Annotated in this window: 13 protein-coding genes; 4 read left to right on the forward strand and 9 right to left on the reverse strand. The window is 68.6% G+C overall.

What is annotated here, in order from left to right:
* Window positions 1–115 precede the first annotated feature (115 nt).
* Entirely contained in the window at window positions 116–1,129 is a 1,014-nt protein-coding gene (add, locus tag AC0IZS_RS27925; protein ID WP_471638659.1) for an adenosine deaminase, read from the forward strand.
* Between the two features lie 30 nt (window positions 1,130–1,159).
* Here the strand turns inward: add and AC0IZS_RS27930 are convergent, their stop codons facing one another.
* The gene (locus AC0IZS_RS27930) at window positions 1,160–1,618 is read right to left on the reverse strand and encodes a DUF1801 domain-containing protein (RefSeq protein WP_471638660.1); all 459 of its coding nucleotides are present in this window, start codon (window positions 1,616–1,618) and stop codon (window positions 1,160–1,162) included.
* 44 nt (window positions 1,619–1,662) lie between these two features.
* The gene (locus AC0IZS_RS27935) at window positions 1,663–2,631 is read right to left on the reverse strand and encodes a DMT family transporter (RefSeq protein ID WP_471638661.1); all 969 of its coding nucleotides are present in this window, start codon (window positions 2,629–2,631) and stop codon (window positions 1,663–1,665) included.
* Between the two features lie 84 nt (window positions 2,632–2,715).
* Here AC0IZS_RS27935 and AC0IZS_RS27940 point away from each other — a divergent pair, with 84 nt between their 5' ends.
* Window positions 2,716–3,582 (forward strand): LysR family transcriptional regulator, encoded by an 867-nt coding sequence (locus tag AC0IZS_RS27940; RefSeq protein ID WP_471638662.1) that lies wholly within the window; start codon window positions 2,716–2,718, stop codon window positions 3,580–3,582.
* A gap of 77 nt (window positions 3,583–3,659) precedes the next feature.
* Window positions 3,660–4,799 carry a zinc-binding dehydrogenase gene (locus AC0IZS_RS27945; protein WP_471638663.1) on the forward strand — a complete coding sequence of 380 codons (1,140 nt, stop codon included), beginning with the start codon at window positions 3,660–3,662 and terminating at the stop codon, window positions 4,797–4,799.
* A gap of 335 nt (window positions 4,800–5,134) precedes the next feature.
* On the opposite strand, the gene AC0IZS_RS27950 is transcribed toward AC0IZS_RS27945, so the two are convergent.
* Genes AC0IZS_RS27950 through AC0IZS_RS27960 form a run of 3 tightly spaced genes read right to left on the reverse strand, consistent with a single transcriptional unit; the run spans window position 5,135 to window position 6,949 of the window.
* Window positions 5,135–5,776 carry a DsbA family protein gene (locus AC0IZS_RS27950; protein WP_471638664.1) on the reverse strand — a complete coding sequence of 214 codons (642 nt, stop codon included), beginning with the start codon at window positions 5,774–5,776 and terminating at the stop codon, window positions 5,135–5,137.
* Window positions 5,773–6,054 (reverse strand): hypothetical protein, encoded by a 282-nt coding sequence (locus tag AC0IZS_RS27955; protein ID WP_471638665.1) that lies wholly within the window; start codon window positions 6,052–6,054, stop codon window positions 5,773–5,775. Before AC0IZS_RS27955 ends, AC0IZS_RS27950 begins: the two co-directional genes overlap by 4 nt.
* 28 nt (window positions 6,055–6,082) lie before the next feature.
* Complete coding sequence (locus tag AC0IZS_RS27960) at window positions 6,083–6,949, reverse strand: MBL fold metallo-hydrolase (protein ID WP_471638666.1); 867 nt, start codon at window positions 6,947–6,949, stop codon at window positions 6,083–6,085.
* 114 nt (window positions 6,950–7,063) lie between these two features.
* Here AC0IZS_RS27960 and AC0IZS_RS27965 point away from each other — a divergent pair, with 114 nt between their 5' ends.
* Entirely contained in the window at window positions 7,064–7,963 is a 900-nt protein-coding gene (locus AC0IZS_RS27965; protein ID WP_471638667.1) for a LysR family transcriptional regulator, read from the forward strand.
* A 54-nt stretch (window positions 7,964–8,017) separates the two neighbouring features.
* Here the strand turns inward: AC0IZS_RS27965 and AC0IZS_RS27970 are convergent, their stop codons facing one another.
* The 4 genes from AC0IZS_RS27970 to AC0IZS_RS27985 all read right to left on the reverse strand — a co-directional run bounded on the left by AC0IZS_RS27970 (window position 8,018) and on the right by AC0IZS_RS27985 (window position 13,168).
* Entirely contained in the window at window positions 8,018–10,156 is a 2,139-nt protein-coding gene (locus tag AC0IZS_RS27970; protein ID WP_471638668.1) for an alpha/beta hydrolase domain-containing protein, read from the reverse strand.
* Window positions 10,157–10,384: 228 nt separating this feature from the next.
* Entirely contained in the window at window positions 10,385–11,383 is a 999-nt protein-coding gene (locus AC0IZS_RS27975; protein ID WP_471638669.1) for a Bug family tripartite tricarboxylate transporter substrate binding protein, read from the reverse strand.
* A gap of 46 nt (window positions 11,384–11,429) precedes the next feature.
* Complete coding sequence (locus AC0IZS_RS27980) at window positions 11,430–11,789, reverse strand: AtuA-related protein (protein ID WP_471638670.1); 360 nt, start codon at window positions 11,787–11,789, stop codon at window positions 11,430–11,432.
* A complete protein-coding gene (locus AC0IZS_RS27985) occupies window positions 11,786–13,168 on the reverse strand; it encodes an acyclic terpene utilization AtuA family protein (protein WP_471638671.1) in 1,383 nt (460 codons plus the stop codon). The genes AC0IZS_RS27980 and AC0IZS_RS27985 overlap by 4 nt, the downstream gene beginning before the upstream one ends.
* Window positions 13,169–13,190 lie beyond the last annotated feature (22 nt).

Here is a 13,190-nt window from a genome sequence, read left to right on the forward strand (position 1 = left end):
AGAAGACGTATACGGGTTATGCGCCCCCGCATATGGCACGCGTGCACAGCTCGGCGAGACTGCGGGGCAACGGCCCGTATGGCGCCGCACCACACGCCCTTGCAGACTCTTTTCAATGAACTCTCCCGCACAGCCCCTTGACATCGAACGACTGCGCGCCCTGCCCAAGGCAGAGGTGCATGCCCACCTGGAAGGCTGTTTCGAGCCGCAGGTTCTCGCATCCTGGGCGGCGCAGGCCGGCGTGGCCATGCCGCGGCCGCCCGAACGCCTGTTCCAGTTCGAGGGTCTGGCAGATTTTCTGCACTTCCTCGACTGGGCTTGCAGCCTGGCCTCGACGCGCGAGCGCCTGGCCGAGCTGAGCTACGGCTATAGCCAACGCCTTGCCCGCAGCGGCGCCGGCTACGCGGATGTGATCGTCAATCCCACCCACTGGACGGCATGGCATGGGCGGCTGCCCGCCATGGTCGATGCCATCGACGCGGGCTTTGCGGCCGCCGAGCAGGACGGCCTGCCACCGGTCGGCCTATGCATCAGCCTGCTGCGCACCCAGTCTTCAGATGCCGCGGCCGAACTGGTCGATGCCCTGGTGGCGCTGCGGCACCCGCGCATCGTTGCCCTCTCCATCGACGGCAACGAGGCCGCTGCGGGACGCACCGGCCCGAGGTTCTCCGAGGCCTTCCGGCGCGCCGGAGCAGTGGGACTGCACCGCACCGTGCATGCCGGCGAGTCGAGCGGGCCGGAGGGCGTCCGGGATGCCATCGAGCTGCTGGGCGCCGACCGCATCGACCACGGGGTGCGTGCCATCGAAGACGCCGCGCTTGTCAACCTGCTGGCCGAGCGCCGCATACCGCTGGGCATCTGCCCCACCTCCAACCTGGTCCTGGGCGTCTACCCACGCATCGAAGACCACCCGGTCGACCGGCTGCGGCGCGCGGGCGTCGTGGTGTCCCTCAATACCGACGATCCATCGCTGCTGGGTGCCAGCCTGGAGGGCGAATACGCGCTGTGCGCCCAGGCGTTCGGGTGGACGGACGAGGACCTGCGGGCCATCGCCAGCGACTCGATCAAGGCGAGTTTTGCCAACGCGGATGTCAAGGCCCGGCTACTGGCGGACCTGTCGCGCTGGTGAGCCCTCGGACGGGATCACCCGGGCCACCGGCTACCCTGTTTTTTTCGCAGCCGCCTTCGTGACCGCAGGCGCTTTGGGCTTCGCCTTTTTCGCGGCCTGCAGGTCATTGAAGTCCGCCGCCGCTCGGAACAGCGCCTTGAGCGCCGCTTCGTTGATCGCTTCGCCCTCGCGCACGTCGATGGCGCGGCGGGTGTTGCCCTCCAGGCTGGAGTTGAACAGGCCCTTGGGGTCGGGCAGCGAGGCGCCCTTGGCAAAGGTCATCTTCACGGCCTGCTTGTAGGTCTCGCCCGTACACAGGATGCCGGCGTGGGACCAGACGGGCACGCCCATCCACTTGACCTCCTCGACCACGCCGGGAACAGCCTCGCGCATGAGCTTGCGCAGGCGGGCCAGGGTGGCGCCGCGCCAGTCAGCCAGGTCGCGAATCTTGGCGTCGATGAGGGCCGATGCGGGTGTCTCGGTTTCCTGGGGTGCCGGTGCTGCAGCCATGGTGCTGTCTCCTGATGGCAAGCCAAGGCCTGCGACCCGGCAGTTTATCGGCTTGCAGGCGCCTGCGTCGGCTGCCGCCGTATGGTCCACAGCGCCGCTGCCATCAGCAGCACGCCGCCCAGTTGCACCGGGCTCAGCGTGCGCCCGTACACCGCCCAGTCGACCAGCACCGCGGTGAGCGGGTAGACGAACTGCAGTACCGCGACCTTGCCCAGCGCCAGCCGGGCCATGCCGGCAAACAGGATCACATAGGCCAGCCCCGTGTGCAGCACGCCCAGGCCCGTGAGCCAGGCCCAGGCAGCCGCCGTGTGCGGCCAGCCGAAGGCCAGCGGCGCCCACGCCAGCAGCACCACGCCCACCAGGCATTGCCACAGCGACAAGGCGAACGGACTGATGGGCGCGGGCGCGCGACTGGCCAGCAGCGTGACGGCGGCGTAGCAGAACGAACCGCCCAGGCACATCAGCACGCCAACCACATAGGCCCCGCCATCGGCCGTGCCGGCCGGGATGCCGTCGAGCAGCCCGGTGGTGAGCACCAGCCCGGCCAGGGCCGCCAGCGTGGCCGCCCACTGGGTGGGCGAAATGCGCTCGCGCAGAAACAGTGCGCCGAAGACGATGACCCAGATCGGCTGCACGTGGAAGATCACGGTGGCCACCGCAATGGAAGTGCGCGGGATGGCCGCGAAGAACAGCGCCCAGTTGAGCACCATGAACACGCCCGTGGCACAGGCCACCCAGCGGCTCTTCGCCTGGTGGCGCAGCAGCAGCTCGCGCCCCCGCCCCGTGGCCAGGCACCAGGCCACCAGGGCCAGCGCGCCAAAAGCGCAGCGGAACCACACCGTCACCAGCGGGTGCTGGCCCGCTTCTTCCACGAACACGCCGATGGTGCCCAACAGAATGCCGCCGGCGATCATGAGCCATTGGCCCGTGCGTTCGCGGGCAATACCCGCGGGGTCTGAGCCCCTGGTAAGAATGGCAGATGATGCGGGAAGTGCGGAGACCTTGTGGTTCATGGCGCCAATGGTCGGATCTTTGACGGCACAGGTAAAGCGCATAGTTCGCCTTGCAACCATTCGATAATCGAATACATTGCACGCATGAACTACCCCGACCTGCAGATCGACTGGCTGCGCGCCTTCGTCGCCGTGGTGGACGCTGGCTCGCTCTCGGGTGCGGCGCCGCTGGTGCACCGCTCGCAGTCGGCCGTCAGCATGCAGATCAAGAAGCTCGAGGCCGCACTGGGCCGCCCGGTGCTGCTGCGCGGCCCGCGCCATCTGGAGCTGACGCCCTTGGGGCAGGAACTGCTGGCCTACGCGCGCCGCATGCTGGAGCTGCAGGCCGAAACGCAGACCGCCCTGTTCGGCCCGCAGCTGGCGGGCCGGGTGCGCCTGGGCGTGCCGGACGACTATGCATCGACCTACCTCACCCCCGTGCTGCGCAGCTTTTCGCACCGCTACCAGGGGGTGGAGATCGAGCTGACCTGCGAGCAATCGACCTCGCTGATCCCGCGCGTGGTGCGCGGCGACCTCGACCTGGCCCTGGTCTCGCGAGACAAGCCGCAGCGTGGGCGCTTTCTGTTCCAGGAGCCACTGGTCTGGGTGGGCGCCGCGCAGTTCGAGGCCTGGCGGCGTGACCCGCTGCCGATTGCGGTGTACGAGTCGACCAGCCTGGCGCGCATCGCCACCATGAAAGCCCTGGCCGCGCGCCGCCGCGCCTACCGCATCGTCTACCACAGCTCCAGCCTGGCCGGCCAGCTGGCCGCCGTGGAAAGCGGCCTGGCCGTGGCCGTGCTCACGCGCTGCAGCGTGCCGCCCAACCTGCAGATACTGCAGAACCTGCCGGCCGAATTCGACCTGCCCGCACTCGATTCGATGGACGTCTCGGTGCTGCGCAGCAAGGAGTCGCAGCGCTCACCTGCGGTGGATGCGATGTATGAGCAGATGGTGCGGACCTTAGCCCAATGAGCCAAGTGGGTGACAGCGCAGACGACCCATCACGGCGACAATGAGAGTCGAGACCGTTATTCCACCGGGAGACACCCATGACCACCGCCATTCCATCCACCGCTCTGCAACTGCGCTCGCTCGTGCAGCCTGATGCCACCTTGCAGATCAGCCTCGAACCCACCCCCGTGCCCACCCCGGGGCCCGACGAGGTGCTGGTGCAGGTCCAGGCGACGCCGATCAACCCTTCGGACATCGGCCTGCTGTTCGGGCCGGCCGATCTGTCCACCGTGCAGGTGGCCGGCAGCGCGGACCGGCCGGTGGTCACCGCCCGCATCCCGGACCGCGCCATGCCCGGCATGGCCGCGCGCCTGGGCCAGAGCATGCCCGTGGGCAACGAGGGCGCGGGCCTGGTGGTGGCGGCAGGGTCCTCGCCCGCCGCCCAGGCGCTGCTCGGGCGCACGGTGGCGCTGATCGGTGGGGCCATGTACGCGCAGTACCGGGCCATGCCCGCCGCGCAGTGCCTGCCGCTGCCGGCCGGCACCACGGCGGCCGAGGGGGCGTCGTGCTTCGTCAACCCGCTCACGGCGCTGGGCATGGTGGAGACGATGAAGCGCGAGGGCCACACCGCGCTGGTGCATACCGCCGCCGCCAGCAACCTGGGCCAGATGCTCAACAAGGTCTGCCAGAAGGACGGAATCGGCCTGGTCAACATCGTGCGCAAGCCCGAGCAGGCCGCATTGCTGCGCGAGATCGGCGCCCAGTACGTGTGCGACAGCAGTGCGCCCGGCTTCATGGCCGAGCTGACCGATGCCCTGGCCGCGACGGGTGCCACCATCGCGTTCGACGCCACCGGCGGCGGCACGCTGGCCGGGCAGATTTTGCAGTGCATGGAAGCCGCCATCAACCGCAAGGCCACGGAGTACAGCCGTTATGGCTCGGCCGTGCACAAGCAGGTCTACCTGTATGGCCACCTGGACACCCGCCCCACCGAGATCCAACGCACGTTCGGCATGGCCTGGGGCGTGGGCGGCTGGCTGCTGTTCCCGTTCCTGCAGAAGATCGGCAACGACGCCGCACAGGCGCTGCGCCAGCGGGTGGCGACCGAGCTCAAGACCACGTTTGCCAGCCACTACGCGCGCACGGTATCGCTGGCAGAGGCGCTGAGCGCCGACGCCATTGCGTTCTATGGCCCGCGCAACACCGGTGCCAAGGTGCTGATCGATCCGTCGCTGTAGCCTCCAATGCTGCGCACTACGCCTCGTCATCTCGAGCTTATCCTGGACCCAGCAGGCCGGCCGCACATGCACTGCGCTCGCTGCAGGATGTACGTGATCTGGCCCGCTGCTTTCTCAGCCACAGGCAAGGCGGAATTTGCGGCTCTTAGGCGAAGCGATCCCGTGCAAGCGATGCGCCATCTGGAAACCGCCTATGGACATGGTGCGCGAGAAGCCAAAGCGCTCGTGCTCCACATTCCATCAAAGCCCGGCATCTGCATGAAGTGCAGCAAGCCGGTGGACCCGGGAGAGTCCACCTGTGCTTGCCGCACGGTGAATCTGAATTGGTAGGCAGCTCAAGCCGCCAGCACCAACTCTAGCAAGCGCTCATGCGGCCCGAGCAACGCGTCGCCGCCAATCAGCCTGAGCGCCCCGCCCTGCCCCGTGACAACCAGCTGAGGTACACCACGCGCGCCCACGGCGCGCAGGGTGGCCTGCGAACTGCCCACGCGTTCGGCCAGGGCGCGGTGCAATGCCGCGTCGGGCGCCAGGGTCTGCGCGGCGGCGTCGGCCAGGCCCAGGCTGGTCAGCACGTCGGCCAGCACCTGCGCATCGGCCGTGTCACGGCCGTCGATGTAGCGGGCGTGCTGCAGGGCGTGCAGGGCATCCAGTTCGCGGTCAGGCGCGGTCTGCGCCACGGCGGTGAGCGCCAGGGTGGCGGGGCCGGAATCGAAGCGGCCCGCAGGTGCGCCCAGGATGTTGTCGCGGTAGGCCTGGGTGAAGCGCTGACCGGTGAGTTTTTCGATGCGCTGGTCGTTGGACCAGGCATAGGCGGCAAATTGCGCGTCCATGGGCCGGGCACCAGCCCCCGCAAACAGGCCCGATGGCGCCAGGGTGACATGCACGCCGGGGGTCCCCTGCAGGCGGCCCAGCGCAGGCGCAGCGGCGTAGCACCAGCCGCACAGGGGGTCGAACAAATACGTCACTGCCGTTGTCATGGTTTTGGTTCTTTTTCAGTAGGTGGGGAGAGCGCCGCTTCGAAAAGCGCCAGCTCTTCCTCCAGGGTGCCGCGGCTGCGGAAGTGCCGGTTGGCGCGGTCGTACCAGTTCTCGGCGTCTTCCAGATCGCCCTCCTGCAGGTGCAGGATGCCATGGAGCCAGGCCGCCAGCAGGGAGCCATCGTGCTGCACCAGATCGTGCGCTTCGTTCCAGCGCCCGGCGCGCAGGTGCTGCAAGACGGGTTGAAGTGGGTGCGTTGGCATGATCTGGTGGTCCATCACTTTGGGGGATTGGTAAACCTGTTGCTTACCACTTCATGTCGCCCTTGTTCACTTTCGCACCGATATCCAACGACAAGCCCATGGGCGCTGCGGGGTAGGCCTTTTTCATCGCCTCGATCAGCTCGGCACTGGTCTTGGTCGCAGCGGCATTCTTCTCGAAGGCCTGCAGATAGCCCTTGGTGTAGGTCACATTGGCAGCGGTCAGCGCGGTGCCGGCGCCCATGTGGCCGGGCACGACCACGGCGGGCTGCAGGGCGGCCATTTCGTCGAGCTGGGCCACCCAGGCGCTGCGTTCGGCCACGGTCTGCGTGTCGGCGGTCCACACATGGGTGTTGGTGCCGAACACGCCGATATTGCCCACCACGGCCTTCACCGAGGGGATCCAGGCATAGGGGCGGTGCGCCAGCAGGCCGGTGGTGCCACGGATTTCGACCACCTGGCCGTCGACCGTGAGGGTGTTGCCGGTGATGGCCTTGGGCAGCACGGGCGTGCGCGGTGCGTTGGCGCCCATCTTGGGGCCCCAGAAGGCGAGCTTGCCGGCGAGCTTGGCGTTGATCTTCTCCAGCACGGCGGGGGTGGTCACCACCTCGGCCTGGGGGAAGAACTCCTTGAGCGTTTCCACGCCGAAGTAGTAGTCGGGGTCGGCCTGGCTCACGTAGATGGTCTTGAGCGTTTTACCGCTGTCGAGCACGTTGGCGGCAATGCGCAGCGCGTCGGCACGGGTGAACCCGGCGTCGATGACCATGGCCTCCTTCTCGCCGTAGACCAGGGTGGAGTTGACATTGAAGCTGTTGCCGTCGGCGTTGTAGACCTTGATCTGCAACGGCTCGGCAGCCTGTGCGGCGGTGAAGGCGATGGCCAGGGTGGCAGCGATAACGGTGGTGCGGAACATGCGGGAATCTCCAGAAGTGGGTGGTGTTGCTCGGTACAGGCTGCAGTTTATTTGCGCCAATCGATCTAATAAACCGCTTAAACTGCGCATATTTGTTGCACCAATAGATCAAATATGGACCGCCTGACCGCCATGCGCGTGTTTGTGGAAGTCGCCACCAGCGGCAGCTTCAGCGCCACGGCCGACCGGCTGGAGATGTCGCGCGCCATGGTCACGCGCTATGTGGGCGAGATGGAGCAGTGGCTGCAGGCCCGCCTGCTGCAGCGCACCACCCGCAGCGTGACGCTGACCGATGCGGGCGAGGCCTGCCTGCGCCGCTGCCAGCAGATGCTTGCGCTGGCGGAGGACATCGAGGAAGAGACCACCGCCACGGGTGAAGGCGAGCTGCGCGGCCAGTTGCGGCTGACCTGCAGCGTGTCGTTCGCCTATGCGCAGCTGGGCGCGGCGATTGCCGACTTTCTGGCGCTGCACCCGCTGCTCAAGATCGACCTGGATGCGAGCGAAGGCGCGCTCAACCTGGTGGAGCGGCGCATCGACCTGGCCATCCGCATCAGCAGCGGGCCCGACCCGATGCTGATCGCCCGGCCGCTGGCGCGCTGCGATTCGGTGCTGGTGGCCTCGCCCGCGTACCTGGCGCGCCATGGCGTGCCCGCCCTGCCGGCCGACCTGGAACGCCACCGCTGCCTGAGCTATGCCAACTTCGGCAAGAGCGTGTGGGAGCTGACCCGGGGCGGCGAGACCGCGCGCGTGGCCGTGTCCAGCCACTTCAGCGCCAACGAGGCCACCACCCTGCTGCGCGCCGCGCTGGCCGGGGGCGGCATTGCGCTGCAGCCCACCTACCTGGCCAACCCGCACATCGCCAGTGGCGAACTGGCCGCTGTGCTGCCCGATTGGGGGCTGCCGGTGATGGCCATCAATGCGCTGTACACCTCGCGCCGGCACCAGTCGCCGGCCGTAAGGGCGCTATTGGACTTTCTGGTCGACCGCTTCCAGGGCGCCCCATGGTCACTGTGAAATGACAAAGCCGGGGACATTGGCCCCCGGCCTTTTTCTGAGATCAAACCAGCATCAGGGCAGGATCACTGTGGCCTTGGCCCGGTCGATCTGGGCCTGCGCATCGCGCGGCAGCAGCAGGCGCTGGGCCACCAGGGCGTTGGCCGCCTCGGTCACTGCGGCCACGTAGCCGGCCTGGTTGCCGTACAGCTCCTCCAGCGACACCCGGCCATCACCGGCGGCCAGGCGCGCGGCCCGCGTGGTGTGGAAGGGGATGTAGCCGCCCGTGAGGTTGGCCAGGTCAGTGATGCCTGGCGTGGCCACATAGTTGAACTCGAAGCTCGTGCCCAGCGGCGCGCGCGCCTCCACGCTCTGAATGCCGGCGCGGGTCAGACCGGTGCGCGCGTCCACCTGGGGCACCAGGATCGCGTAGTCGCGGTTCAGGTTGCGCGGGGGCAGGATGGTGGCAATGCCGGCCTCGTCCTGCGGGATGTACTGTGGGCCGAAGTCGAACAGCGGGAAGTTGTTGTGCCAGCCCAGGTAGTTGAAGTCGGGGATGGCCGTCTGCGTGCCATTCACTGCCCAGGTGAGCCCCTTCATGGCCGGGAAGGCCACCTGCGCGGGCCGCACCAGCGTGCCATCGGCCACCTTGGGCACCTGGCTGGCGGGCGGCGTGGTGCCGCGCACCACCCAGTCCTCCAGCCCCAGGAACAGCGCGCGGAAGGTGTCGTTGAACTGCACCACCGTGCCCGTGGGGTATGGCGCGCGGCTGGGTGCATAGCTGATGCTGGCCGTGCCGCCGGCGCCGCCGTGCTGGGTGCTGGCGTAGTAGTAGATGCGGGCGTTGTCGGGCTGGGTCAGGTCCTTGAGACCATTGGCATCGGTCAGCACCGGCGATCCCTGCAGCTGCCAGAACTCCGTGCCCGACAGGCCCAGGAAGAACTTGGGGCAGGTGCTGGTGGCGGCGCAGCGCTTCATCACGCCGCCCTGGCGGCCGCTGACGTCGTCCATGTAGTCCTTGTCCAGCCCGCGCGGTGCCGTCTGGCCGAAGGCCGTGTGGTCGGTGCGCAGCCCGCCGCCGCCGCCGGGCACGGCAAAACGGGTGTTGATGTTGGTCTGGCGAGCGGCCACGTGGGCGTACATGCCGTCAAAGACCTTGCTGCCATCGAGCGCCTGGTTGAAACCCAGGTGCAAAAAGGTCTTCATTGCGTTGCCCGACTGCGAGGTGCCTTGCCCCAGCGTGTGCGTGATGCGCCCGGCCACCGGGTTGGCCGTGCCGCTGGCGTCGGCCCCCTTGCTGCGGAAGAAGCTCACCGTGTCGCGCAACGCGGCCAGGCCCACGCCCATGACCTTGGGGTCCTTGGCGATGTAGACCAGCTCGTACAGGTAGGCCGGATCGAACCCGCCCTTGAGGCAGACGCTGGTGGGGCTGGGCGTGCCAGGGAAGGCGTTGGCGCCCGTGGCATCGCAGGTGGCGAACTTCCAGTCCGCAGCGGAGATGGTCACGTATGGATCGGTCTCGTTGGCACGCCGCGTGAGCGAGTAGCCGGGCTGGGTGTTGTCCAGGCTGGCGGGCTCATACGGGATCATGGTGCCGTTGAACACGCCGCCGGGCAGTGTCATCGCGGGACTGGCCGCCGTGGGCACCAGCTCGGCGCGGTAGGGGCCGGTGATGCTGGTGCCGTCCTTGTTCTTCGCCACGGGCACGGTGGCCGTGAGGCGCGCCGCCGCGCTCTTGGGCACGTCGCCCTGCCAGGCGGAGTACAGCATCACATAGCCGCGCTCCAGGTACACGGCATCGCTGGGCGTGGCCGTGGGGTTGAGCATGGTGAGGATGTTGCCGCGGTTGGGCGCGTCGTAGCGCAAGACCCCGCTGGCCTTGGCCATGTCCTTGGGTTTGAGCATCACGAACTCGGTCTTGTATTCGGCCATGCCGCGGGCATTGACAGGGGCCAGCGCCAGGTCCTGGATGACGGCGTTCTTCGGGTCGGCCGGGTCCACCTCGCCCGAGAGCGTGCCCGTGAGGCGCTCGTAGGCGCCCACCGTGCCGTAGGTGCCGGGAAAGTCCTCGCGGGCGGTGATCTCGAGCCTCATGGCCGGAGCCTTGCCGGTCAGGCCGTCGTCGCTGCTGCTGCCGCCGCAGGCGGTGATGGCTGCTGCGGCGGCGGCCGTGAGAGCGATGGCGCCCCAGGTGGGAAGAGGATGTTTTCTCATGTTGCTTGTCTCCTGTGTGGTTGCTCTTGTGGTCTCTTGCTTGCGGGAAAAACGGGCATGCAGCGGCTTCGCACCTCGCTCACGGGGAGTCGGGTGTTCGGGCATGGCTGCGCCCATACCGGCGGCGCAGGCGCGCTGCCGATTGGCGTCTCTTTCAGGGGTGGGCTGTGCGCGTCCTCAAAAACGCGGTACAGGGCTGCGTGCCGGCTGGGCACGCAGGTGGGCGGCTTACTCGGCTTCGATGCCGGCGGCCTTGATGACCTTGCCCCACTTCACCGTTTCGGCGGCCTGGAATTTTGCGAGTTCGTCTGGCGTGGTCGTCCAGGCTTCGGAGCCGGCGGTGTCGAAGAAGGACTTGGCGGCGGCGCTCTTCGTTGCGGCGCCCATCAACTCGTTGAGGCGTGCCACCACGGCAGGCGGCGTGCCGGCGGGGGCGTAGGCGGCGAACCAGTAACCCATGTCGTAGCCCTTGACGCCGGCCTCATCGATGGTGGGCACGTCGGGCAGCTGCGAGCTGCGCTTTTGCGTGGAGTAGCCCAGGGCGCGCAGCTTGCCGGCCTTGACCTGGGGCACGCCGGTGGAGGTGTCGGTGATCATCAGGTCGATCTGGCCGCCCAGCAGGTCGGTGATGGCCAGGGGGTTGCTCTTGTAGGGCACGTGCAGGATGTCCACGCCCGCCAGCTGCTTGAGCATTTCGCCGGCCATGCGGCTCGACGAGCTGCCGCTGCCGAAACTCAGCTTGCCTGGCGCCTTCTTGGCCGCAGCGACGACGTCGCCCACGCTTTTATAGGCCGATGCGGCGTTGACCACCATCACCTGCCCGCCCTTGCCCAGGCCGCTGATGGGCGCGAAGTCCTTCACCGGGTCGTACGAGAGCTTCTTGTACAGGTGCTCGTTGGCCGCATGCGTGGTGTTGGTGGTGATGAGGATGGTGTAGCCGTCGGCCGGCGCCTTGGCCACCGCCTGCGCGGCGATCATGCCGCTGGCGCCAGCCTTGTTGTCGATGACCACGGGCTGCTTGGTGTCGTTGGTGATGGACTGGCCGATGGCGCGCGCCAGCTGGTCGGTGGCGCTGCCGGCGGCAAAGGGCACCACGAAGGTGATGGCCTTGGCCGGGTAGGCCTGGGCCATGGCCGTGCCGGAAAAGCCCAGCGATGCGGCCAGGGCCACGGCGGCGGCAAGGGTGCGTCGGCGGACTGGGGAATGCATGGTGTTGAAAGCGCTCATGTTGTCTCCTGGTGTTGTTGGTGATGGTGAAGGAAAGAAATCGGTGTCAGCCCGGGCCCGCAAGATGCCCTGCCAGTGCCTGGGGCACCTGCACCGGCAGGTCGAGCAGCAGGTAGCTCAGCGCCTTGCCGTGGCTGTCGAGGTTCAGGGCGTCGTTGACGCCGCCGTCGAGCACGTCGTCGAGCACGAAGTTCATGGCCTGCAGTTGCGGCAGCACATAGCGCACAACGCGGCCCGGCTGGCGCTGCGCAAAATGATTCGCCACGGCGGCCTCGGTCACCTGGGCCATGAGCACATCCCACAGCGCGGGGTGCCAGGCGATGACGCTGATGTTGGAGCGGTTGCCCTTGTCCCCGGTGCGGCTGTGCGCCAGGCGATAGAGCGGAACAGTGATGGTGTCGGTCATGCGGCCGCCCTTTCCTCTTGCGCGATGGCATCGAACATGCGGTAGCCCGTGGGCACCGCCTCGCGCGGCACCAGGCACGACACGGTGCCCAGGCGTGGCCGCATGGCCGTGCGCACCCCGCCGCCACCCGCGGGCCCGCAGGTGTAGAGGGCCGTCACCTCGCGCAGCAGGCGCTGGGCGCTGGCATGGTCGCGGTGCTGCAGGGCCACGCGCAGGCGCACGTCGCGGGCACCGCCGTCGCCGGTGGCATCCAGCCAGCGGCCGGCATCGTCCCCCAGCACGCTGGTCACACCGATCAGGTCGATGCGCAGCGGGCCCAGGCCGGCCAGGCGCTCGCGCAGCACCCCGCCCGCCAGGCGGGCACGGGCCTCGGCCCGGGCGCCGGCGTAGGAGATCTCGCCCTCGGCGAACCAGCCCGATTCGAAGCACACGTTGACCTTGAGCGTAGGCGGCCGGGCATGGCCGCGCACGCCTTCGAGCCGCACGGCATCGGGCCCCACGGCGGTGACGGTAGCCTCGGTGATGTCGGCCACCACGTCGGGGGTCAGGTAGGCGGCGGGGTCGTGCAGTTCGTACAGCAACTGCTCCTTGACCGTGCGCTCGTCGATGCGCCCGCCGGTGCCCAAGGGCTTGGTGATGGTGCAGTGGCCATCGGCGTCGATCTCGGCAATCGGGTAGCCCAGGCGGGCCATGCCGGGCACGTCCTTGTAGCCGGGGTCGGCAAAGTAGCCGCCGGTGACCTGGGCGCCGCATTCGAGCAGGTGGCCGGCCATGGTGGCACGGGCCAGGCGGTCCCAGTCGTCGAGCGCCCAGCCGTAGTGCGCCAGGGCCGGGCCCAGCACCAGGGAGGGGTCGGCCACGCGGCCGCAGACCACCACGTCGGCGCCCTCGCGCAGCGCGCCGGCGATGGCCTGCGCGCCGATGTAGGCGTTGGCGCTGGCGATGGGTTCGGTGGGCATGGCATCGCCCAGCGCGCCCTGCAGCAGCGCGCGGTGCGCCGGGCCGCTCAGGTCGTCGCCCTGCACTACGGCCACGCGCGGGCGGCGCAGGCCCAGTTCGGCCGCCAGCTGCACAATGCGCCGGGCCGCGCCCTCGGGGTTGGCCGCGCCGAAGTTGCTCACGATGCGCACGCCGTGCGCCAGGCAGTCGCCCAGCACGGGGCGCAGCATGTCCACCAGCAGGGGTTCGTAGCCGGCGTCGGGGTCGCTGCGGCGGGCCAGCTGGGCCAGGGCCAGGGTGCGCTCGGCCAGCGTCTCGAAGATCAGCACGGCCGGCTTGCCGCTGGCGATCAGGGCCTGCACCACGGGCGCGGCAGCGTCCGTGCGGTCGCCCGAGAAGCCGGCGGCGCAGCCGACCAGCAGTGTTGCGTTGTTCGCCATGGGTGTCTTTGTCTCCTGGGTC

The organism is Acidovorax sp. AC410 (genome assembly GCF_979253235.1).